The sequence below is a fragment of the Rhodanobacter spathiphylli B39 genome, from assembly GCF_000264295.1.
Lineage (GTDB): Bacteria > Pseudomonadota > Gammaproteobacteria > Xanthomonadales > Rhodanobacteraceae > Rhodanobacter > Rhodanobacter spathiphylli.
On the sequence record NZ_AJXT01000059.1, the window covers coordinates 19,680 to 40,280 of the forward strand.

The following is a 20,601-nucleotide window of genomic DNA, read 5'->3' on the forward strand; positions in this document are numbered from 1 at the left end:
AGACAAGTCAGTGTAAATCAGGGGCTTCCGTACCCACCAGCATGTTGTGAACCACGAATGATAGCAGTTGGTCAAGCCGTGGAAGCTAAGGCGACGTTATTCACGCGCCTGTTGTTTCAGGATGGGGGCGCCATGACAATCAGGCAATGACCACCATCGTTCCGGCCTCCCCCAAGACCGTGCTGCAACTGGATCGCCTCAGCCGCCGACGCGCCGGCCGCCAGGCCGTGCGCGAGCTCAGCCTGGCGCTGAAAAGCGGCGAGGTGATGGGCCTGCTGGGCGTCAATGGCGCCGGCAAGTCGACCACCTTGTCGATGATCGCCGGCGCGCTGCGCCCGGACAGCGGCGGCATCCAGCTGAACGGCGAGGATTTCCTCGAGTATCCGGAACTCGCCCGGCGCGAAATCGGTTGGCTGCCCGAGCGCGCGCCGGTGTGGGCCGAACTGACGGTCGAGGAGCATCTCGATGCCCATGGGCGACTGCGCGGCATGCGTGGCAGCAACCTGCGCCAGGCCCGCACCGCGATCATCGAACGACTGGAACTGCAGCCACTGGCCCGGCGCCTGGCCGGCGTGCTGTCGCAAGGCCAGCGCCAGCGGCTCGGGCTGGCCTGCGCGCTGCTGCATCGCCCGGCCCTGCTGGTGCTGGACGAGCCGGCCAACGCGCTCGACCCGGTGCAGGTCGCGGCGCTGCGCGCGCTGATCCGCGAACAGGCCGCCGCCGGCACCGCGGTGATCCTGTCCACCCACCTGCTCGCCGAGGTGACCGCGGTGTGCGATCGCGTGGCGATCCTGCACGAGGGCACGCTGCGCCATGACGGCGCCGTGCTGGCCGACGACCACCCGGCACTGGAACAGACCTTCTTCGGGATTGCGATGAACGGCAGCGACAAGGCGCAGGCCGCATGACTCTGCTTGCGGTGGCACGACTGGAATGGCGCCGGTTGCTGGTGCGCCCGCTGGCCTGGGTGCTGGCGGCGTTGACGCTGGCCTGGCTGGCCTGGAACTTCACCCTGCTGCTGGGCAATTTCCTGGCCGGCCAGATCCAGCGCGCCGCCCAGCCTGACGGCCCCGGCTTCGTCGACCTGGTCGGCGTGCCGCTGCTGGGCCAGCTCGCCCAGCTGGCCTTCCTGGTGGTGCCGCTGCTGGGCATGTCGGTGATCGCCGGCGAACGTCGCAACGGCACCTTGCCGCTGATGTTCGCCGCGGGCGTGCCCGCTTCGCGCATCGTGCTGGGCAAGTACCTGGCCCTGCTCGGCTGGCTGCTGCTGTGGTTGGCGCTGACCCTGATGATGCCGCTGGTGCTGATGCACGCCACCCACTTCGACTGGGGCAAGCTGGCCGCCGCCAGCCTGGGCCTCGCCCTGATGCTGGCCACGCTGGCGGCGATCGCGGTGGCCTGCTCCAGCTTCGCCTCGCACCCGGCGATGGCGGCCGCCGCGGCCCTGGTCATCGCGCTGGCACTGTGGAGCGTGAACCTGGGCGCACAGCTGGCCGGCATCAACGGCGGCGCGATCAACTGGCTGGCGATGAGCTCGCACCTGCAGCCGCTGCTGCGCGGGCTGGTGTCCAGCGCCGACCTTGCGTGGTTCGTGCTGCTGGCGGCGCTGGCGCTGGCGCTGGCGACGCGCCGGCTCGCCGCCGACCGGGAGCGTGGCTGATGCAAAACCTGTTCAGACGTCTGGACGGCTGGTTGTTTGCCGCACTGCTGGTGCTGGCCTTCGCCGCGCTGGGCTACCTTTCGACCCGCTACGCGACGCAGTCCGACTGGACCACCAATGGCCGCACCAGCCTGTCGGCGGAAAGTCGCGCCGTGCTGGGGCAGTTGCAGGGCCCGGTGGAAATCGTCAGCTACGCGCGGCCGCAGGGCGACCTGCGCCAGACCGTGGCCGGCTTCCTGCAGCGCTACCAGGCGGTGAAGCCCGACCTCACGCTGCGCTTCGTCGACCCGCAACTGGACCCGGCGAAGATGCGCGAGCTGGGCATCACGGTCGACGGCGCGCTGATCCTGCACTACCAGGATCGCGAGCAACGCCTGGACGAGTTGTCCGAGCGCAGCCTCACCAATGCGCTGGAACGGTTGCTGCGCGGCCGCGACCGCATCGTGGCCTTCGTCACCGGCGACGGCGAGCGGCGTGCCGACGGACAGGGCAATGGCGACCTGGGCACCTTCATCACCCAGCTGGAAAGCCGCGGCATGCGCGCGGTGCCGCTGAACTTCAGCCAGGTCGGCGCCGTGCCCGAGCACACCGACCTGGTGGTGCTGGCCAGTCCGGAAGTGGCGCTGCCGCCGGCGGCGGTGCAGGCGCTGGTCAACTACGTGGCCAACGGCGGCAACCTGCTGTGGCTGGCCGAACCGGCCAACGACGACCTGGGCCTCAGGCCGCTGGCCGCCGCACTGGGTGTGCGCGTGCTGCCCGGCGTGCTGGTCGATGGCTCGGGCGCCGCGCTGGGGCTGCACGACCCGCGCCTGATCACCCTGGGCGACTACCCGGCGCAGGCGATCACCCGCGGCTTCAGCCTGACCACGCTGTTTCCGCAGGCCTCCGCGCTGGCGCAGCTCGACCAGAGCGGCTGGGCGTTCGCGCCGTTCCTGCGTTCCAGCGCGCAAAGCTGGACCGAGTTCCAGCCGATCGACAACGCGAAGTCGTCCGACATCCGCTTCGATGCCGACGTGGGCGAGCTGAAGGGTCCGCTGGACTTCGGCTTCGCCCTGAGCCGGCTGTCGCCCAGCCCGGACAAGAGCGAGCAGCGCGCGGTGGTGATCGGCGACGGCGACTTCCTGTCCAACACCTACCTGGGCAATGGCGGCAATCGCGCGCTGGGCGAACGCGTGTTCGACTGGCTGCTCGGCGACGACAAGCTGGTCAACCTGCCCCCGCGGGGCGCGCCGGACCGGCTGCTGCAGATCTCGCAGGGCGAGTTGAACGCGCTGAGCTTCGGCTTCCTGATCGCGCTGCCGCTGCTGTTGCTGCTGATCGGCGGCGCCATCGTGTGGCGTCGGCGGCGGCGCTGAGCGATGAAGCGCGCGCAGCGTGGCAAGCTGTTCCTGGTGCTGGGCGTGCTGGTCCTGCTCGGCGTGGCCGGTTGGCAGCTGCAGCGTGATGCCAGCCGGGAAACCGGCCCGCTGACCACGCTGGACCCGGCGACCATCACGCAGATCAGCCTCACCCTGCCGGGCGCCACCCCGCTGGATTACCGCAAGCACGACGACGGCCACTGGTGGCGCACCAACGGCACGCCCGGCCGCGTCGCCAACGATGATCGCCTCGACGATCTCGCCGGCATCGCCGCCGCCCATGTGCTGAGCTGGCGCCCGGCCAGCGATTTCGATCCGGCGAAGATCGGCCTGCTGCCACCGCGCGCCGTGCTGCTGCTGGATGGACAGAAGCTGGAGTTCGGCGAAAGCTCGGTGACCGGACCACAGCATTACGTGCGCGTGGGTGATCGCGTGGCGCTGGTGTCGTCGCGCTACATGCCGCGCTCGCCCGCGGTCGCCGTCACCGAACTGCACTGACCGGCAGCAGCGCATGCCCGAACTGCCCGAAGTCGAAACCACCCGTCGCGGCATCGCGCCGCATCTGATCGGCCGGCGCGTGACCGGGGTGACCCTGCGTCGTCCCGACCTGCGCTGGCCGATTCCGCCGGAGATCAGCAGCATGCTGCCCGGCCAGCGCATCGACGCGGTGGAACGCCGGGCGAAATACCTGCTGCTGCATACCGAAGCGGGCAGCGCGCTGCTGCACCTGGGCATGAGCGGCGTGCTGCGCGTATTGCCGCCGGATGCGCCGATCGGCAAGCACGATCACGTCGACATTGCGCTGGAACGCACCAGCGCGCAGGCGCCGCGCATCCTGCGCTTCACCGATCCGCGCCGCTTCGGCTGCCTGCTGTGGCAAGCGCCGGGTGAGACGCACGAACTGCTGGCGAAGCTGGGGCCGGAACCGCTGACCGACGCCTTCGATGGCGACCTGATGTGGCGTCGCTCACGCGGTCGCACGGCCGCGGTGAAACTGTTCCTGATGGACAACACGATCGTCGTGGGCGTGGGCAACATCTACGCCAGCGAAGCGCTGTTCTACGCCGGCATCGATCCTCGGCTCGCCGCGGGCAAGGTCTCACGGGCGCGCTATGCACGACTGGCCGCCGAGGTGAAACGCCTGCTGACCTGGGCCATCGAGCGCGGCGGCACGACCCTGCGCGACTTCATCAGCCCCGACGGCGCACCGGGCTATTTCTTCCGCGAACTGATGGTCTACGGCCGCAGCGGCGAGCCCTGCCGCGTGTGTAGCACACCGATCCGCCAGGTCACCCTGGGCCAGCGCTCGACGTTTTGGTGCCCGCACTGCCAGCGCTGACGCAGGCTGGCATCCGTCCGCCCATTGTTTCTTTCTGGAAACAGACTAACCACGAGTCGCCGGCTAGCCAGGCCGATTTTCGGGCCTAACATGTTGGTCATGGATCGCGACGTAAGGCGATGAAGGCGACGAAACGGAATTCTTCCGTGGTCGGGCGCGGACAGCACGGCCCTCCGGCACTGTTTCCCTGACAAGCCTTCTGCAACCCGCGATTCCCTGCATCGACCCCATTGCCCAAGGAATCCCCATGAACAGCACCCTGATCGAATCGCTCAAGCAGCGCCGCACCCAGTACGCGCTGGGCAAGAACGTGTCGCTGGACAAGGACGCGCTGACCCAGCGCATCAAGGAAGCCATCCGGCATACGCCATCGTCGTTCAATTCGCAGAGTTCGCGCGCCGTGATCCTGTTCGGCGAGCAGAGCGAGAAGTTCTGGGCACTGACCAAGGCCGAGCTGAGCAGGATCGTGCCGGCCGACGCCTTCGCGCCCACCGCCGCCAAGCTCGACAGCTTCGCCGCCGGCGTCGGCACGGTGCTGTTCTATGAGGACCAGTCGGTAGTGAAGGGTCTGCAGGAGCAGTTCGCCCTGTACGCGGACAACTTCCCGGTGTGGTCCGAGCAGGCCGGCGGCATGGCGCAGTTCGCCGTGTGGCTGGCGCTGACCGAGGCCGGCGTGGGCGCCAGCCTGCAGCACTACAACCCGGTGGCGGACGATGCCACCCGCCAGGAATGGGACGTGCCGGCGACGTGGAAACTGCGCGCGCAGATGCCGTTCGGTTCGCACGAAGGCGGCTTCGGCGAGAAGGCCTTCATGGACGACAGCCAGCGTTTCATCGTCAAGGGCTGAGAGGTGTGAGCTGGCTCGGCCACGGATGGCCGGTCGCGGATCGGTCACGCGAGTGACTGATTCGCAGCCTCTCATCCGTCGGACTGACGACAAAGGGCGACACTTCGGTGTCGCCCTTTGTCGTTGTGGCCGTGGCGGCGCTTACTGCGGCCAGTGGAACGCGATATGGGTGTTGTTGAAATCCGGATCGTCAAGGCTGCCGCCCGGTCGCGCGACCAGACCTTCGGCCAGGCCGTCGACCTCCAGTTCCTGGCCGGCGGCGAAGTTCGCGCCCAGCGACAACAGCTCCACCAGCCGCTCGCACAGCACGCCGGCGCGATCGATGTCGCCCTCGGGCACGTTGTGCAGGCTGAGGTCCGGACGGCCGAACTTGCGCATGCCGCGGGTGTGTATCCACGACCGATCGGCTGCTTCCTCGCCGCTGCGCAGGATCAGCACGTGATTGCGCGGCGGCGCGCCGTCCTTCACCAGGTAGTGGCGGCGCCAGTGGTCGGCGTCGAACAGGGTGAGAATCTGCGGATCGAGGATCGCCGTGCCGCCCACGTCGAGCATGCCGGCCAGCACGCCCAGCGTGTCGCGCAGGTAATCCAGGGTGTCCGCGTCCTTGAGCACGCCGCGCACCACCAGCACCTCGGGCGCGATGCGCGCGTTCTCGTACGCCGCCGGCGTGTCTTCTTTGATCAGCTGGCCCAGTGCGCCATTCAGCGGATAGCCTTCCCACTGCCGCAGCACCGCGTTCTGGAAACGCTGGATCTCGACACCTTCGGGCAGGCCCGGGCTGCCATAGCGGGGCGACGGGATCAGCAACTCGGGCTCGAACTTGCCGAACACGTAGAACTGCAGCACGGCCTCTTCTTCGCCGGGCTGCCAGTACGGCCGGGGCCAGCTGACGGCGGGGGTGACTTCGCTCATGCAGATTCCTTGATGGTCCGTTTCATTCGCGCTCGCCCAGCGGCAGCACGGTCTGCTGCAACTCGATGCGGCCGTCGCCTGCGCTGATCTTCTTGAACTCGGCGCGGCTCACCGAGACATAGCGGTCGTTGCCGCCGATCTCAACCTGCGGGCCGTCGGTGACGGCACGGCCGTGCTCATCCACGCGCACCACCATGGTCGCCTTGCGGCCGGTGTGGCAGATCGTCTTGATCTCTTCCAGGTTGTCGGCCCAGGCCAGCAGGTGGCGGCTGCCCTCGAACAGCTCGCCGCGAAAGTCGGTGCGCAGGCCGTAGGCCAGCACCGGGATGTTCAACCGGTCGACCACGTCGCTGATCTGCCACACCTGCGCCTTGCCGAGGAACTGCGCCTCATCGACGAAGACGCAGTTCAGCGCACCGCGTGCGGCGATATCCGCCTCGACCAGCGCAAACAGATCCTCGTCGCGGCTGAATCGGCGGGCATTCGCCTTCAGGCCAATCCGCGACGCCACCACGCCTTCGCCGAAACGGTTGTCCAGCGCCGGCGTGAGGATCAGCGTGCGCATGCCGCGCTCGTGATAGTTGTACGCGCTCTGCAGCAGCGTGGTGGTCTTGCCGGCATTCATCGCCGAGTAATAGAAATAGAGCTTGGCCATGGGGTCGGGATCGGGGCACAGGGAACGGGGAACGGAAACGGCAGGAGCAGCGCCGAGCCCGCACAGGCCGCCCAGTTTCTCACAGACTCCAAACGCCAGAGCCGCCCCTGTTCCCTGTTCCCCACCCCTACTCCCGATCCAGCGGCGTCGTGCCGCCGGTGAAGCGCAGGCGCGCCTGCGCCAGTCGATAGCGGTGCTCGTCGCGCCAGCGGCGCCAGTCGCGCAGGCCGCAGATCGCGTAGACCAGCTTGAACAGCTGCAGCCGCCACAGCACCTTCGGGGTGTCGAACAGGTCGCCGGCCAGCATCGAGATCACGCCCTGCTCCAGCTGCCAGGTGTTGCGGGGCTGGCGGAACATCTGCTGCATCACCGGACCGTTGAAGCGGTAGATGAAGAACGAGAAGCGGGCCATGCCGGCGCGCTGGCGCTTTTCGAGCTTGCGCAGCAGCGACAGTTCGCGCGACGGCTCGCGCAACGCCTGGTCGACCACCTCGGCCGCCTGCTCGGCCCCGCTCATCGCCAGGTACACGCCGGAGGAAAACACCGGATCGAGGAAGGCGAACGCGTCGCCGACCAGAATCCAGCCCGGTCCGCCCATGCAGGTGGAGTCGTAAGAGTAGTTGCCGGTGACGCGCACCTCGTTGTCGATCAGCTCGGCATGCTGCACGCGTTGCCACAGCGCCGGGCTGAGCTTCAGCGTGTCGAGCAGGAAGTCGACGCTGCGGCCCTTGCGCTGTTTTAGATACTCCGGCCGGCACACCGCGCCCACACTCATCACGCCATCGGGCAGCGGGATCATCCACATCCAGCCGTAGCCGAAGCTGTAGATGCTGATGTTGCCCGCGTCTTCGCCGGCGCGCGTTTCGGCGCCGCGGAAGTGGCCGAAGATCGCTGCGCTCTGGTGCTGGCCGTTCTTGCGGCGCAGCTTCTTCTTCGACGCCAGCAAGGCATCGCGACCGCTGGCGTCGACCACGTAGCGGGCCTGGATCGCGTAGCTGTCGCCCTGGTCGGTCTTCACGTCCAGCCAGCTCTCGCGGGCGCCGCGCTGCTCGACCTGCACCACCTCGTGACCTTCGCGCGCATCGGCGCCGGATTCGCGGGCGTGGTCGTAGAGCATCCTGTCGAAATCCTGCCGCCACACCTGGAACGCATGCGGCGGGCTCTGCCCGATCGCGCGGGCGAACGCGTAGGTGTTGTAGCCGCGTTCGTTGTCGGCCTCGAAATCGGCGCCGGGCTTGAACACGCCCATCGCGCGCACCTTGTCCAGCACGCCGAGGCGCTCGAACACCGGCAGGTTCATCGGCAGCAGCGACTCGCCGATATGGAAACGCGGGTGATGCGCCTTCTCCAGCGCGATCACCTTGTAACCCTTGCGCGCCAGCAGCGTCGCCGCGGTGCTGCCGCCCGGGCCGCCACCGATCACCACCACGTCACACTGTTCCACCTGCTGCTCTGCCTGCTGCTCTGCCTGCTGCTCTGCCTGCTGCTCCGCCATGCCTCTCCCCAGCGACTGTCGTGGGCGGATTATGGCCGAAGCGCGGCGGCGCGCCAGCGAGGCTCTGCTAACATCGGACTCCGCATCACGCACTGTTCCGATCCATGCTCAACCCCCAACAACAGGCCGCCGTCGAACACTGCGAGGGGCCGCTGCTCGTGCTGGCCGGCGCCGGTTCCGGCAAGACCAGCGTGATCACCCAGAAGATCGCGTACCTGATCCAGCGTCGCAAGCTCAGTGCGCACAAGATCGCCGCCATCACCTTCACCAACAAGGCCGCGAAGGAGATGCGCGAGCGCGTGGCGAAGCTGGTCAGCAGCGAGGACGCGGCCGCGCTCACCGTGAGCACCTTCCACGCGCTGGGCCTGAAGTTCCTGCAGATCGAGCATGCGCGCGCCGGCCTGCGCCGCGGCTTCTCGGTGCTGGACGCGGACGACAGCAGCGGCATCGTCAAGGAGCTGGCGCCCAAGGGCGTGAAGAACGACGTGCTGTTCGGCATCCGCAACCTGCTCAGCCGCGCCAAGAATGGCGGGCTGTCGCCGGAGGAAGCGCTGGCCGCCGCGCGCAGCCCGCGCGAGATCGAGGCCGCCACCATCTACGACCTGTACCAGCAGCGCCTGAGCGCGTTCAACGCCGTGGATTTCGACGATCTGATCCGGCTGCCGCTGCGCATCCTGGAGTCCGACGCCGAATGCCGCGAGGCGTGGCGCGAGCGTTTCCGCTACCTGCTGGTGGACGAATACCAGGACACCAATGACGCGCAGTACCGCCTGCTGAAAGCGCTGACCGGCGAGCGCGGCGGGATCACCTGCGTGGGCGACGACGACCAGTCGATCTACGCCTGGCGCGGCGCCAACCCGGAGAACATCGACCAGCTCGGCCGCGACTGGCCGAACCTGCGCGTGATCAAGCTGGAGCAGAACTACCGCTGCGGCAAGCGCATCCTGCGCACGGCCAACAAGCTGATCGCCAACAACCCGCACCTGCACGAAAAGAAGCTGTGGAGCGAGCACCCCGAAGGCGCGCCGATCCGCGTGCTGGAATGCAAGGAAGCCGAACACGAGGCCGAGCGCGTGGCCGCGATCGCCACCACCCTGGCCGAGAAGCACAAGGCGCGCTGGGACGACATGGCGATCCTGTACCGGGGCAACTTCCAGGCGCGGCCGCTGGAAAAGGCGCTGCGCCTGGCGCGGATTCCCTACCACCTCACCGGCGCGCTGAGTTTCCTCGACCGCGCCGAGGTGAAGGACATCCTGTGCTATCTGCGCCTGCTGACCAATCCCAGCGACGACGCCGCCTTCCTGCGCGTGGTGAACGTGCCCAAACGCGAGATCGGCGCGACCACGCTGGAGAAGCTGGGCCAGCTTGCGCAGTCGCGTTACTCGTCCCTGCTCGACGCCACCCGCAGCGACGGCGTGCTGCGCCAGCTCACCCCGCGCCCGGCGGCGGCGCTGGCCTCGTTCGCCAACCTGCTGGACGAACTGCGCAGCGCCTCGCTGCACGAGAACGCCGCCGACCTGGTCGAACTGATCCTGAAGCGCACCGGCTACGCCGCGCAGATCATCGCCGGCACGCCCGACGCCAGCGCGCGCGAGCGCAAGCTGGGCAACCTGCAGGAACTGGCCGGCTGGTTCCGTGCGATGCAGAAAGGTGGCAACACGGCAGGCGACCTCGCCTCGCAGCTGGCCCTGCTCAGCCACGCCGATCGCGACGAGCCGGGCAACGCGGTGCGCATGATGACGATGCACGCGGCCAAGGGCCTGGAGTTCCGCTTCGTCTTCATCGTCGGCTGCGAAGACGGCACCCTGCCGCACGAAGGCGCGATCGACGAAGGTCGGGTCGAGGAAGAACGCCGGTTGATGTACGTGGGCATCACCCGCGCCAAGGAGCTGCTGACGCTGTCGTGGTGCGCGCAGACCAAACGCTACGGCGAAGTCCACCGCAACCAGCCCAGCCGCTTCCTGCACGAACTGCCGCAGGACGACCTGCACTGGCAGGGCAAGGACCCCGAAGCGGACAAGGAAGTGACCCGCGAAACCGCCGAGTCGCACATGGCGCGGATCAAGGCGATGCTGGCCAGCGGGTGATTCGGGATTCGGGATTCGGGATTCAACCAGGCATCGCCCACGCTTACAGCAGGTTCTCCGCTTCCAGTTCGCTCTTCAGGTAGGCGTAGTAGATCGGCGCGGCGATCACGCCCGGCAGGCCGAACGCGGCTTCCATCAGCAGCATCGCCACCAGCAGTTCCCAGGCGCGCGCCCGGATCTGGGTGCCCACGATGCGCGCGTTGAGGAAGTATTCCAGCTTGTGGATCAGGATCAGGAACACCAGCGCGGCGATGCCCACCCCCAGCGACACGGACAGCCCCGCCACCGCGATCGCGGTGTTGGAGATCAGGTTGCCCAGCACCGGCAGCAGGCCGACCACGAAGGTCACCACCACCAGGGTCTTGGCCAACGGCACATGGATGCCCATCAACGGCAGCACGCCGAGCAGGAAGATCGCGGTGAACACGGTGTTGATCAGCGAGATCTTGATCTGCGCGAACACGATATTGTGGAAGGCCTCGGCCAGGCGCTGGCAACGCTGGCTCAGCGCGGCGGACAACGGCCCCATCTGGTGCGCGGGACGGGTGCGGCTGAGCGCCACGATCGCCCCCAGAACCAGGCCGATGATGATGTGCACGAACACGCGCACCGCGCCCTTGCCGGCCAGTTGCAGGGTTGCCGCGTGCTTGCGCGCCAGTTCGATCGCGCCCACGCGCAGGTCGTCCATGCTGTCGGGCAGGTTGTTCACCAGCAGCGGCGGCAACTGGGCGCGGGCCTTTTCCACCAGCGGCATCAACTGCTGCTGCCACAGCAGCTGCGGGTTGCCGATCTCGTTGTGGAACAGGCTGATCGCGCCCAGGATCAGCAGGATCAGCAGGCCCACCACCACCGCGCCCAGCACCGCCACCACCACCACGCGTGCCCGGTCGCCGGAAATGCGCCGCCCCAGCAGCGGCACCATCGCCTGGACCAGTTCGAACACCAGCAGGCCGGCCAGTAGCGCCGGCAGCAGGTGGATCTCGATGACCAGCAGCAGTACCGCCGCGGTCAGCACGTAGCTCGCGTAACGGATGGCCGGCGAAGGCGCGCGCGAGGCGGGCAGGGAGGAATCCATGCGGGTGAAGTCGTGGCGGCGGGGACGCCAGTCTGTCAGCAGGCCGCCGCCGCGGCCAGCCCCGCCATGCGACTGTCGTAGACTCCGTTCATGCTCTCGTACCGCATCAGCTCCAGTTCGTCTTGCCAAGGATTCCCCATGTCACTGCGTCTTTCCTCGACCCTGCTCGCGCTCGCCCTGCTGGCCGGTTGCGCCGCCGCACCCACGCAGCGCGCGGCCGTCACGCCGCCCGCGGCGTCCCCACCTGTCGCCACGCCGACGGTCGCCGCCAACGACAACCTCAACGCGGTGGCGTGGAGCCAGCACGCGATCGAACATGACCTGATCTACCTGCAGACTTACCGCGACGCTCAGTCGCGCCTGCTAGCCGCGCTGCATGACCGCCACTGGGATGCGCTGGGCCGCAACGATCGCACCACGCCGCTGAAGGGCCTCAAGCCCGCCGTGATCCTGGACATCGACGAAACCGTGCTGGACAACTCGCCATCCGCTGCCCGCATGATCCAGGGCAACCGCGAGTACAACGAGGCCGAGTGGGCCGCCTGGTGCCGCGAGGCCATCGCCCGCGCCCTGCCCGGCGCCGTGGAGTTCACCCAGTTCGCGGCGAAGCACGGGATCGCGGTGATCTACATCTCCAACCGCGCGAAGGATCTGGATCAGGTCACCCTGGCCAACCTGCGCAAGGCCGGCCTGCCGGTTGCCGGCCCGGAATCGTTCCTGGGCCTGGGCACCGTGGTCGAGGGCTGCGAACAGGCCGGCTCGGAGAAGGGTTGCCGCCGCCAGCTGGTGGCCCGGCACTACCGCGTGCTGATGCAGTTCGGCGACCAGATCGGCGACTTCGTCGACGTGCCGCTGAACACGCTTGATGGCCGGCGCAAGGCGGTGGCCGACTATCTGCCGTGGATCGGCACGCGCTGGTTCGTGCTGCCCAACCCCACCTACGGCTCGTGGGAACCGGCGCTGTTCGACAACGATTGGTCCGCCTCGCCCGACCAGCGTCGCCAAAAGAAGATCGAGGCCTTGCGCACGCACTGATCCACACAATTAAATCAATAACTTGCAACACAAAAGAAAAGTGTTGCCTCAGCTTTGACGAATCGTTAATATCTCGCTGCCGACACCTGCTGACCGAAGTGCATTGCAGGCAAGGCCATTTCCCTTCCGGCCCTGCCGGATTTCCCCGCGAGGCCAGCGCCCGCGGGGTTTTCTTTTGGCGGCCTCGCAAAAACCTGCAGCCGCGCTTGTCTCGCCCTCGCCACGCCCCTTACCCTGCGCGCCTGCCCGCCAGGCGGCGCATCCGCGCCCGCTCCCCACGCGAGAACCGATTCGATGCGCCTGCCCGTCCTGCGTCACGCCCTGCTGCTCTTCGCCGCCCTGCTGCTGGCTGGCTGCCACGGCAAGGACGAGCCGGCACAGGCCGGCGGCAGCACGCCCGAAGCGGCGCTGCAGTCGTCGGTGGACCTGCTCCGCAGCGGTGACCTCAACGGGCTGTGGAAGCACCTGCTGCCGCCAGCCGACTACGCCAGCATGCGCGCGGACTGGGCCCTGCAACAGCGCCACGCCCAGCCGGACAGCGCCGGGCAACGCGCCCGCTTCAGCGAAACCCTGCGCAAGCTGACGGCCCCGGACGCGGAGGACACCCTGTATGCGGAACTGCAGCCGAAGCTGGCGCAGATGCAGCAGCAGTACCAGGACCAGTTGCCGGTACTGGCCAGCGTGGGCGAGGCGATCCTGAAGCGTTCCATCGCGCGGAGCCCGAGCCTGGGCGAGACGCAGAAAGCCCAGCTCGGCAGCGTGCTGGACGCCTTGCTGCCGTGGGCGCAGCAGGCCCCGTGGTTCGACGCGGCCCATGCGAAACAGGCGATCGGCGTGGCCGTGGCCACCGCCCGCAAGCTGGACATCAAGGATGCCGACCAGCTGCGCAGCCTGGATTTCGACACCACCATGACCAGGTACGCGACCGCCTACGCAGGCGCCAAGCAGCTGCTGGCGATCTACGGCCTGTCGATCGATCAGACGCTGGACTCGGTCCGCCTCACCCCGCTGACGAACGGCAACGGCCACGCCGTGGTGAAGATCGACTACACCCTGCTCGGCAAGCCGCTGTCCGCCGAAGCGAAAATGGTCGAGGAAAACGGTCGCTGGTACAACGAGGAATTGCTGGCGAATGCCCGCCGCTCGCACGCCCGGCTGCAGCAGCAGGCGGCCGTGGCCGGCACGGTCGCCGCCGCGGCCAGCCCCGTAACGAAAGACTGATCCGCCCAACCGTTAGAATAGGCGGATGCCCATGATCACGACCGCGGACGCTCCTGCCCGCCAACCCGCTCCCTGGTGGTTCAACCTCGCCGGCCAGCTGCTGCAGCCCTGGGTGCGCATCCGCCGCGATCCGGCCGAACCGGCGACCCTGCTGCAGGCCGGCGTGCCGGTCTGCTACGTGATCGAGCGTGACGGCTTTTCCGACGCGCTGATCCTGCAGCGCGCCTGCCGCGAGGCCGGCCTGCCCAGCCCGATGCAGGCGCTGTCCGGCACCCGCCGGCGCCGCTCGGTGTTCGCACTGACCCGCCGCGACGGCTGGCTGTTCGGACGCAACCGCAAGCGTGCCGCCAGCGAGCCGCTGCGCCAGCTGGTGCATTCGCTGGAAGGCCAGCCCGAGCTCGACGTGCAGATCGTGCCGGTGTCGATCTACGTCGGCCGCGCGCCCAGCCGCGACAGCGGCTGGTTCCGCGTGCTGTTCTCGGAAAACTGGGTGATGGTGGGCCGCTTCGGACGCCTGCTGGCGCTGCTGCTGAACGGACGCGACACCGTGGTGCACTTCTCCGCGCCGGTGTCGCTGCGGCAGATGCTGGACGAGTCCGGCACGATCGCGCCGGAGCGTTTCGCGCGCAAGGTCGCCCGCGTTCTGCGCACCCATTTCCATCGCATCCGTGCGGCGGTGATCGGTCCCGACCTGTCGCACAAGCGCACCGTGGTCGACTCGGTGCTGAACGCCGAACCGGTGCGCGCGGCAATCGTCGCGGCCGCCGCCAAGGAAAAGATCAGCCACGCCAAGGCCTGGCGCAAGGCCAACAAATTGCTGCTGGAGATCGCCGCCGACTATTCGCATCCGGTGGTGCGCTCGGCCTCGTTCCTGCTCAGCAACTTCTGGAACAAGCTGTACGACGGCATCGCGATGCACCACTTCGACAAGGCCCGCGCCGCCGCGCCCGGCCACGAAGTGATCTACGTGCCCTGCCACCGCAGCCACGCCGACTACCTGCTGATGAGCTACCAGCTGCACGTGTCCGGCGTGGTGGTGCCGCACATCGCCGCCGGCGTGAACCTCAACCTGCCGGTGATCGGCCCGATCCTGCGCCGCGGCGGCGCGTTCTTCCTGCGCCGCAGCTTCAAGGGCAATGCGCTGTATTCGGTGGTGTTCAACGAGTACGTGGCGCAGCTGATCGACCGCGGCGTGCCGATGGAATACTTCATCGAGGGCGGTCGCTCGCGCACCGGCCGCCTGCTGGCGCCGCGCGCCGGCATGCTGGTGATGACGGTGCGCGCGTTCCTGCGCGCGCCGCGCCGGCCGGTGCTGTTCCAGCCGGTCTACATCGGCTATGAAAAGTTGATGGAAGGCAAGTCCTACGCCGGCGAGCTGAGCGGTCAGGCGAAGGAGAAGGAGTCGCTGATCGGCCTGCTGCGCGGCCTCAAGGTGCTGCGCCAGCGCTATGGCCACGTGGCGCTGAACTTCGGCGAGCCGATCGAGCTGACCCCTTTGCTCGACGCGGCCAGCAGCGACTGGCGCGCCGCCGGTGCCGATCCCGACGTCAAGCCCGAGTGGCTGAACAGCGTCACCGACCGGCTGGCCGAACAGATCCAGATCAACATCAACCGCGCCGCCGACGTCAACCCGATCAACCTGCTGGCGCTGGCCCTGCTGGCCACGCCCAAGCACGCGATGGCCGAGGCCGACCTGCTGACCCAGCTGGAGCTGGGCAAGGCGATGCTGGAAGAACTGCCGTACTCGGACCGGGTCACGCTGACGCCGATGAATCCGGCCGCGATCATCGCCTACGGCGAACAGATGGGCTGGATCCAGCGCGTGCAGCATCCGCTGGGCGACGTGCTGACGGTGGGTGCCGAGCAGGCGGTGCTGCTCAGCTACTTCCGCAACAACGTGCTGCATCTCAACGCCACCGCGGCATGGGTGGCCTGCTGCTTCCTCAACAACCGCCGCATGTCGCGGGCCTCGGTGCTGCGGCTGGGCCAGATCATCTACCCGTTCATCCAGGGCGAGCTGTTCCTGCCATGGGATGCGGACGGCTTCGTGGCGCAGCTGGAAGCGACCATCGACTTCTTCGTGCGCCGCGGCCTGCTCGAATCCACCAACGACGGCCGCAGCCTCGAACGCAGCCCGGGCCAGGACGACGGTGCGTTCCAGCTCAAGGTGATCGCCCGCAGCCTGATCCAGGCGTTCGAGCGCTACTACATCACCATCGCCGCGCTGGCCAAGAACGGTCCGCACACGATGAGCGGCGGCGAACTGGAAAGTGCCTGCACGCTGACCGCGCAGCGGCTGTCCCTGCTCAACGAACTGAGCGCGCCGGAATTCTTCGACAAGGCGCTGTTCCGCGGCTTCATCCAGAAGCTGCGCGAGCGGCGCATCGTGTGGACCGATGCCGACGGCAAGCTCGACTACGACAGCGCGCTGGAAGGCATGGTGCGCGATGCGCGGGTGATCCTGTCGCGCGAAGTGCGCCACTCGATCCTGAAGATCACCCCCGGCGGCGAGCGGGAAACGGCCACCGAGGAACCGGTCGATGCCGTGCCCGTGCAGGCGCTGCCCGACGACGCCTCCGCCGCCGACCTGCACCGGCGCCACGTCGACGCCGAGCAGCACGAACACGAACGGCGCAGCGGCGACGATCGTCGCGGCCCCACTCCCGACGCCTGACCACGGCGTTCCTGTAGCATTGCCGGCCATGAACGAACAGCCCAAGACCACGCCCGAATCGACCACCCACTTCGGCTTCCGCGACGTGCCCGTGGGCGACAAGCAGAAGCTGGTCGGCCAGGTGTTCACCTCGGTCGCACGCAGCTACGACCTGATGAACGACCTGATGTCGTTCGGCACGCACCGGCTGTGGAAGCGCCACTTCGTGGCCACCAGCGGCGTGCGCCGGGGCGACCGGGTGCTCGACCTGGCCGGCGGCACCGGCGACATCGCCGCCCTGCTCAAGCCGGTCGTCGGCGACCAGGGCGACATCGTGGTGGGTGACATCAACGCGGCCATGCTCGGCGTCGGCCGCGACCGCATGACCGACCGCGGCCTGGTTTCCGGCCTGCGCTGGGCCCAGCTCAACGCCGAAGCGCTGCCGTTCCCCGACAACAGCTTCGACGCGGTGACCATGGCCTTCGGGCTGCGCAACGTCACCGACAAGGACAAGGCGCTGGCCGACATCTGCCGCGTGCTGAAACCCGGCGGCCGCGCGCTGGTGCTGGAATTTTCGAAAGTGCAGAGCGAGCTGTTCGGCAAGCTCTACGACTTCCACTCGTTCAGGATCCTGCCGAAGCTCGGCCAGCTGTTCGCCGGCGACGCCGACAGCTACCAGTACCTGGCCGAGTCGATCCGCAAGCATCCCGACCAGGCAACCCTGAAAGGCATGATGGAGCGCGCCGGCTTCGGCCGCGTCGAGGTGCGCAACCTCACCAACGGCATCGTGGCGATCCATCGCGCATACAAGTTCTGAGCCGAATATCGACCGTATCGCCCCGAGAGCCGTCGCCGCATGAGCAGCCACAACCACCAGCTGGAACGCCTGGTCTTCTTCTCCGACGCGGTGTTCGCGATCGCGATCACCCTGCTGGTGATCGAAATCCATGTCCCGCGACTGGGCCTGGCCAGCGACCAGGTGTTTCTCTCCGAACTCGCCGCGCTGGGTCCGAGCATCTTTGGCTTCGTGCTGAGTTTCCTGGTGATCGGCGCGTTGTGGGCGGCACACCACCGCGTATTCGGCATGATCTCCGCCTACAGCCCCGGTGTCATGCTGCCGAACCTGCTGATGCTGCTGGTGATCGCGTTCATGCCCTTCGCCACCGCGCTGATGAGTTCGAACCCGCTGTCGCGCGTGCCGGAAATGTTCTATTCCGCCACGCTGTTGCTGGCAGCGCTGCTCCAGCGCTGGCTGTTCGGCCGTGCGCTGCGTTCGGGCTTCCTGCATGCCGACATCAGCCCCGTGGACGTGGCCGGGGCACTGGGACGGGCGTGGGGCTTGCCGGTAGCGGCGGCGATGTCGCTGGGGCTGGCATGGTTCTGGGAAGGACCGAACAACTTCGTGCTGCTGACGATTCCCCTGCTGACCCGATTGTTCGCCCGCCTCGCCCGCGCCCGTGCGCAGAAAGCCGCCCGGCAGGCCGGCGACATCGCGAAGCCGCCGGCCCCGATGGAGCCGGCCGGCGAACCCGCCGGCACCAGCGTGCCCGGTTCGGCGGCATAGCGTCTCCATCGTCGCCTTGCCTTTCCCGGCCTCGCCTTCCAGCCTCGCCGTTCATGCATTCCCTGCGCATTCGACACGGCGGAACGGAGACGGTCGCGCCGCTGCCACCTTCCTCGCTTCAGGGCGTCGCCATGTCCGCGTCGGTCACGCCCTTGCGATTGATCGCCTTCCAGCCGCCCGTCGAGTAGCTTCCGGCCGCCTGCACGTCGAAGGTGCTGCCATTGCCGAGCCAGGCGTACAGCACTCGTGAAGCGTTGCCCCACATGATGTCCACCATGCCGTTGCCGTCAAAGTCGCCGGTGGCCAGCACGTCGTAAGCCGCATTGACCTTGAAGCTCTTCGTTCCCTTCCTGCTGGCCCCATTCATCGTCCAGTAGGCGAAGGTGCCAAGGCTCTGGTTGTACCAGAGCAGGTCGTCCTTGCCGTCGCCGTCGACGTCACCGGTGCCCTTCAGCTTCCAGCCACCGGCGTTGTAGGTGCCGAAGGCGTTGATCGAGAACGTGCTGCCATTGCCGAGCCACACATACATCGTGCGTTGCGCATTGCCCCACAGGACGTCGACCAGTCCGTCACCGTTGAAGTCACCGACGCCCAGAACACGGTAGGCCTTGTTGACGCCGATGCTGCGCGCCGACTTCCTGCTGGAACCGTCCATCAGCCAGTAGGCGAGCGTACCCTGCACCTGGTTGTGCCAGACCAGATCGTCCTTGCCGTCGCCGTCGACGTCACCGATGCCGGCCAGATACCAGTCATTGCTGTTGTAGGTGCCGAAGCTGCTGGCGACGTAGTCGCTCTTGCCGGCATTCCGACCGCCAAGCCAGATGGTCATGCGACGACTGCTGTCGGCCCACAACAGGTCGACGAAGCCGTCGCCATTGAAATCGCCGGTACCGAGCAGCCGCAGCGAGGTGCTGACTGACTGGTTGCGATAACCATCGTGGCCTGCCCCAAGCATCGGCCAATACACCATCCGGCCATCGTTCGGGTTGTGCCAGAGCAGATCGGAGGTGGTGTCGCCATCGGCGTTGAATGGCGCGATCCGGTTGTGCCGGAAGCCCCCGATGAGCCAGTCTGTCTGCCGCAGCGCGCGCGCGTTGTCAGCCTGATTCTGCACGCCACAGGGGAAATTCTGGCAGATCGTCAGCTGCGGGCTCGAGAACACCTGGGTCGAATCCTGTCCCGCGTCCTCGTAGGCCATGATGGTGCCGAAGCCACCCGAACCGACTGTCTTCTTGTAGCCGTAGGCATACGGATAGGCGCCGGTGCCGTCGGCGTTGTCCACGTCATGGGCCAGGCCCATGTTGTGGCCAAGTTCGTGGGTGAAGGACTTGTCTTCGCAGTAGTACCCGCTCTCGTCGGAGCCGTCGCTCACCACCGAAAAGCCATAACCGGCCGAGAAATCGTAGTGGTCGGTGATCGAGGTGCCGTCACCGCCACTGAGCCAGCCGTTGCCGCAGCTGCCATCCCGTGCGTTGTCGAAATGACGCAACAGCGCGACGAGATCGGCGCCGTAGCGGTCGCGCAGCGCATGCAACGGCTCCAGCGCCGTGGTGCCGCCGACCGTGGTCAGGTCGTCCAGTGCCTGCTCGTTGGAGGTGGCGGCGGTGTAGTCGACGGGGACCGCGCGCGCCAGCCGCACGCGCATGTCGACCTGGCTGTTTGCATAGGCCTGGTTGGCGTAGCTGATCAGGTAGTGGATGCGGGTCAGCACGTTGTCGGTCGAACCCAGCTGCTGGACCATGTCCGGTGTGTAGGCCACCAGCACGTCGACCAGGGTGGTGCCGGTCGGCGGGGAGGTTGGCGGGCTGATCGCCGCCTGCTGTGCCGCCAGGCTCATTCCTGCGGTCGCGAACGATGCCTTTCGCGCGTCGCGCGGGGGAATCCGCGCATCGTTGCGGCCTGGTCCCAACGCGCGCTGCCGCAGCCGCGACTGGGTCGCCGGCGCCATCAGCCAGCTGCCCGAGCGATCCGTGTAGACGCGCAGGGAGGCGCCGGTGGCCTGCGGGATATTGCCGAAGCTGGCATGCGCGCCGAAGGTCAGCACCACCGACTGCGGACCATGCTGCGTATCGACGCTGCCGATCCAGGTCCAGTCGCCATTGGGAAAGGTTTCGTGCCGCACGTAGCGCACGTAACTGCGTCCGCCCGTCGGGCTGTCCAGCCACAGGCCACCATCCTGCATCGCGGCAAGTGCTGCGTTTTCATCGAGCAAGACCGGCGTTCTTGCCGGCGTGGCAAGTAGCGCACGGACAGGCGCCGTATCAACACGCAACAGCGACGGGTTCGCCGCGTGAGCCGCAGGCAACATCGCCAGCAGAAGTAGTACGGGATAGCTGCGGCGCATTGTCTGCGTCCTCCATTTCATCACGTGGATCGCCGGAACAGGCCGACTCCGACCACCAGTGTGTCATCACACGGGCAACCGTCGTCATCCCGCAAGTCGGGTAAAAGCGAGAATATACGCGTCGAAGAGGAGAATTTTCGTCCACACGATCGCGGATTCGGCAACGCGCCGCCAAGGCTCGCGGGAGATGAACGGCGAGCCGCCCCCCGCGGCGGCTTCCGCGTATCGACCAGTGCCCGCCCGATGATCTTGCGGAGACATGCGGTCGGCCACTCGGGCTCTCGACGGCATGCGCCGTTGCATCCGTCAGCCACTGCCTGCATGCTGCGCTTCCATCTGGCGTGACTTCGACGCGC

17 protein-coding genes are annotated in these 20,601 nt (G+C 67.6%); 12 read left to right on the plus strand and 5 right to left on the minus strand.

Going from position 1 to position 20,601, the window contains the following annotated elements:
* Nucleotides 1–146 precede the first annotated feature (146 nt).
* The 6 genes from UU7_RS16535 (at nucleotide 147) to UU7_RS16560 (ending at nucleotide 5,204) form a co-directional block, all read left to right on the plus strand.
* A complete protein-coding gene (locus UU7_RS16535) occupies nucleotides 147–908 on the plus strand; it encodes an ABC transporter ATP-binding protein (RefSeq protein ID WP_007810368.1) in 762 nt (253 codons plus the stop codon).
* Nucleotides 905–1,660: an ABC transporter permease gene (locus UU7_RS16540; RefSeq protein WP_040673626.1), complete on the plus strand. Its 756-nt coding sequence runs from the start codon at nucleotides 905–907 to the stop codon at nucleotides 1,658–1,660. The genes UU7_RS16535 and UU7_RS16540 overlap by 4 nt, the downstream gene beginning before the upstream one ends.
* Nucleotides 1,660–3,015 (plus strand): GldG family protein, encoded by a 1,356-nt coding sequence (locus UU7_RS16545; RefSeq protein ID WP_007810372.1) that lies wholly within the window; start codon nucleotides 1,660–1,662, stop codon nucleotides 3,013–3,015. The genes UU7_RS16540 and UU7_RS16545 overlap by 1 nt, the downstream gene beginning before the upstream one ends.
* Before the next feature lie 3 nt (nucleotides 3,016–3,018).
* Nucleotides 3,019–3,516 (plus strand): hypothetical protein, encoded by a 498-nt coding sequence (locus UU7_RS16550; protein ID WP_007810374.1) that lies wholly within the window; start codon nucleotides 3,019–3,021, stop codon nucleotides 3,514–3,516.
* Nucleotides 3,517–3,529: 13 nt separating this feature from the next.
* Complete coding sequence (mutM, locus tag UU7_RS16555) at nucleotides 3,530–4,357, plus strand: bifunctional DNA-formamidopyrimidine glycosylase/DNA-(apurinic or apyrimidinic site) lyase (RefSeq protein ID WP_007810375.1); 828 nt, start codon at nucleotides 3,530–3,532, stop codon at nucleotides 4,355–4,357.
* A gap of 247 nt (nucleotides 4,358–4,604) precedes the next feature.
* Complete coding sequence (locus tag UU7_RS16560) at nucleotides 4,605–5,204, plus strand: nitroreductase family protein (protein ID WP_007810376.1); 600 nt, start codon at nucleotides 4,605–4,607, stop codon at nucleotides 5,202–5,204.
* Between the two features lie 141 nt (nucleotides 5,205–5,345).
* On the opposite strand, the gene UU7_RS16565 is transcribed toward UU7_RS16560, so the two are convergent.
* From UU7_RS16565 to UU7_RS16575, 3 genes are all read right to left on the minus strand, one after another.
* Nucleotides 5,346–6,116: a hypothetical protein gene (locus UU7_RS16565; RefSeq protein ID WP_007810377.1), complete on the minus strand. Its 771-nt coding sequence runs from the start codon at nucleotides 6,114–6,116 to the stop codon at nucleotides 5,346–5,348.
* A gap of 22 nt (nucleotides 6,117–6,138) precedes the next feature.
* On the minus strand, nucleotides 6,139–6,771 hold the full coding sequence (locus tag UU7_RS16570) for a thymidine kinase (RefSeq protein WP_007810378.1): 633 nt from the start codon (nucleotides 6,769–6,771) through the stop codon (nucleotides 6,139–6,141).
* Between the two features lie 127 nt (nucleotides 6,772–6,898).
* The gene (locus UU7_RS16575; protein WP_007810379.1) at nucleotides 6,899–8,266 is read right to left on the minus strand and encodes an NAD(P)/FAD-dependent oxidoreductase; all 1,368 of its coding nucleotides are present in this window, start codon (nucleotides 8,264–8,266) and stop codon (nucleotides 6,899–6,901) included.
* Nucleotides 8,267–8,370: 104 nt separating this feature from the next.
* Here UU7_RS16575 and UU7_RS16580 point away from each other — a divergent pair, with 104 nt between their 5' ends.
* Complete coding sequence (locus tag UU7_RS16580; protein ID WP_007810380.1) at nucleotides 8,371–10,353, plus strand: UvrD-helicase domain-containing protein; 1,983 nt, start codon at nucleotides 8,371–8,373, stop codon at nucleotides 10,351–10,353.
* Between the two features lie 43 nt (nucleotides 10,354–10,396).
* Here UU7_RS16580 and UU7_RS16585 read toward each other — a convergent pair whose 3' ends face one another.
* A complete protein-coding gene (locus UU7_RS16585; protein ID WP_007810381.1) occupies nucleotides 10,397–11,428 on the minus strand; it encodes an AI-2E family transporter in 1,032 nt (343 codons plus the stop codon).
* A gap of 138 nt (nucleotides 11,429–11,566) precedes the next feature.
* On the opposite strand from UU7_RS16585, the gene UU7_RS16590 reads away from it, so the two are divergent.
* From UU7_RS16590 to UU7_RS16610, 5 genes are all read left to right on the plus strand, one after another.
* Nucleotides 11,567–12,463, plus strand: coding sequence for a 5'-nucleotidase, lipoprotein e(P4) family (locus UU7_RS16590; RefSeq protein ID WP_007810382.1), 897 nt, complete (start codon nucleotides 11,567–11,569; stop codon nucleotides 12,461–12,463).
* Between the two features lie 294 nt (nucleotides 12,464–12,757).
* Nucleotides 12,758–13,684, plus strand: a complete 927-nt coding sequence (locus UU7_RS16595) for a hypothetical protein (protein ID WP_007810383.1) — start codon at nucleotides 12,758–12,760, stop codon at nucleotides 13,682–13,684.
* 31 nt (nucleotides 13,685–13,715) lie between these two features.
* On the plus strand, nucleotides 13,716–16,358 hold the full coding sequence (gene plsB, locus UU7_RS16600) for a glycerol-3-phosphate 1-O-acyltransferase PlsB (RefSeq protein WP_040673627.1): 2,643 nt from the start codon (nucleotides 13,716–13,718) through the stop codon (nucleotides 16,356–16,358).
* A gap of 28 nt (nucleotides 16,359–16,386) precedes the next feature.
* Complete coding sequence (gene ubiE / locus UU7_RS16605; protein WP_007810385.1) at nucleotides 16,387–17,154, plus strand: bifunctional demethylmenaquinone methyltransferase/2-methoxy-6-polyprenyl-1,4-benzoquinol methylase UbiE; 768 nt, start codon at nucleotides 16,387–16,389, stop codon at nucleotides 17,152–17,154.
* Between the two features lie 39 nt (nucleotides 17,155–17,193).
* Nucleotides 17,194–17,901, plus strand: a complete 708-nt coding sequence (locus UU7_RS16610) for a TMEM175 family protein (RefSeq protein ID WP_007810387.1) — start codon at nucleotides 17,194–17,196, stop codon at nucleotides 17,899–17,901.
* Between the two features lie 118 nt (nucleotides 17,902–18,019).
* On the opposite strand, the gene UU7_RS17495 is transcribed toward UU7_RS16610, so the two are convergent.
* The gene (locus tag UU7_RS17495) at nucleotides 18,020–20,245 is read right to left on the minus strand and encodes a reprolysin-like metallopeptidase (RefSeq protein WP_157582390.1); all 2,226 of its coding nucleotides are present in this window, start codon (nucleotides 20,243–20,245) and stop codon (nucleotides 18,020–18,022) included.
* Nucleotides 20,246–20,601: the final 356 nt, after the last annotated feature.

What these genes read in the sequence shown, in the direction of transcription:
- UU7_RS16535 (WP_007810368.1), top strand. Translation starts at nt 147, where the DNA reads ATGACCACCATCGTTCCGGCCTCCCCCAAGACCGTGCTGCAACTGGAT.
- UU7_RS16540 (WP_040673626.1), top strand. Translation starts at nt 905, where the DNA reads ATGACTCTGCTTGCGGTGGCACGACTGGAATGGCGCCGGTTGCTGGTG.
- UU7_RS16545 (WP_007810372.1), top strand. Translation starts at nt 1,660, where the DNA reads ATGCAAAACCTGTTCAGACGTCTGGACGGCTGGTTGTTTGCCGCACTG.
- UU7_RS16550 (WP_007810374.1), top strand. Translation starts at nt 3,019, where the DNA reads ATGAAGCGCGCGCAGCGTGGCAAGCTGTTCCTGGTGCTGGGCGTGCTG.
- mutM (WP_007810375.1), top strand. Translation starts at nt 3,530, where the DNA reads ATGCCCGAACTGCCCGAAGTCGAAACCACCCGTCGCGGCATCGCGCCG.
- UU7_RS16560 (WP_007810376.1), top strand. Translation starts at nt 4,605, where the DNA reads ATGAACAGCACCCTGATCGAATCGCTCAAGCAGCGCCGCACCCAGTAC.
- UU7_RS16565 (WP_007810377.1), bottom strand. Translation starts at nt 6,116, where the DNA reads ATGAGCGAAGTCACCCCCGCCGTCAGCTGGCCCCGGCCGTACTGGCAG.
- UU7_RS16570 (WP_007810378.1), bottom strand. Translation starts at nt 6,771, where the DNA reads ATGGCCAAGCTCTATTTCTATTACTCGGCGATGAATGCCGGCAAGACC.
- UU7_RS16575 (WP_007810379.1), bottom strand. Translation starts at nt 8,266, where the DNA reads ATGGCGGAGCAGCAGGCAGAGCAGCAGGCAGAGCAGCAGGCAGAGCAG.
- UU7_RS16580 (WP_007810380.1), top strand. Translation starts at nt 8,371, where the DNA reads ATGCTCAACCCCCAACAACAGGCCGCCGTCGAACACTGCGAGGGGCCG.
- UU7_RS16585 (WP_007810381.1), bottom strand. Translation starts at nt 11,428, where the DNA reads ATGGATTCCTCCCTGCCCGCCTCGCGCGCGCCTTCGCCGGCCATCCGT.
- UU7_RS16590 (WP_007810382.1), top strand. Translation starts at nt 11,567, where the DNA reads ATGTCACTGCGTCTTTCCTCGACCCTGCTCGCGCTCGCCCTGCTGGCC.
- UU7_RS16595 (WP_007810383.1), top strand. Translation starts at nt 12,758, where the DNA reads ATGCGCCTGCCCGTCCTGCGTCACGCCCTGCTGCTCTTCGCCGCCCTG.
- plsB (WP_040673627.1), top strand. Translation starts at nt 13,716, where the DNA reads ATGATCACGACCGCGGACGCTCCTGCCCGCCAACCCGCTCCCTGGTGG.
- ubiE (WP_007810385.1), top strand. Translation starts at nt 16,387, where the DNA reads ATGAACGAACAGCCCAAGACCACGCCCGAATCGACCACCCACTTCGGC.
- UU7_RS16610 (WP_007810387.1), top strand. Translation starts at nt 17,194, where the DNA reads ATGAGCAGCCACAACCACCAGCTGGAACGCCTGGTCTTCTTCTCCGAC.
- UU7_RS17495 (WP_157582390.1), bottom strand. Translation starts at nt 20,245, where the DNA reads ATGCGCCGCAGCTATCCCGTACTACTTCTGCTGGCGATGTTGCCTGCG.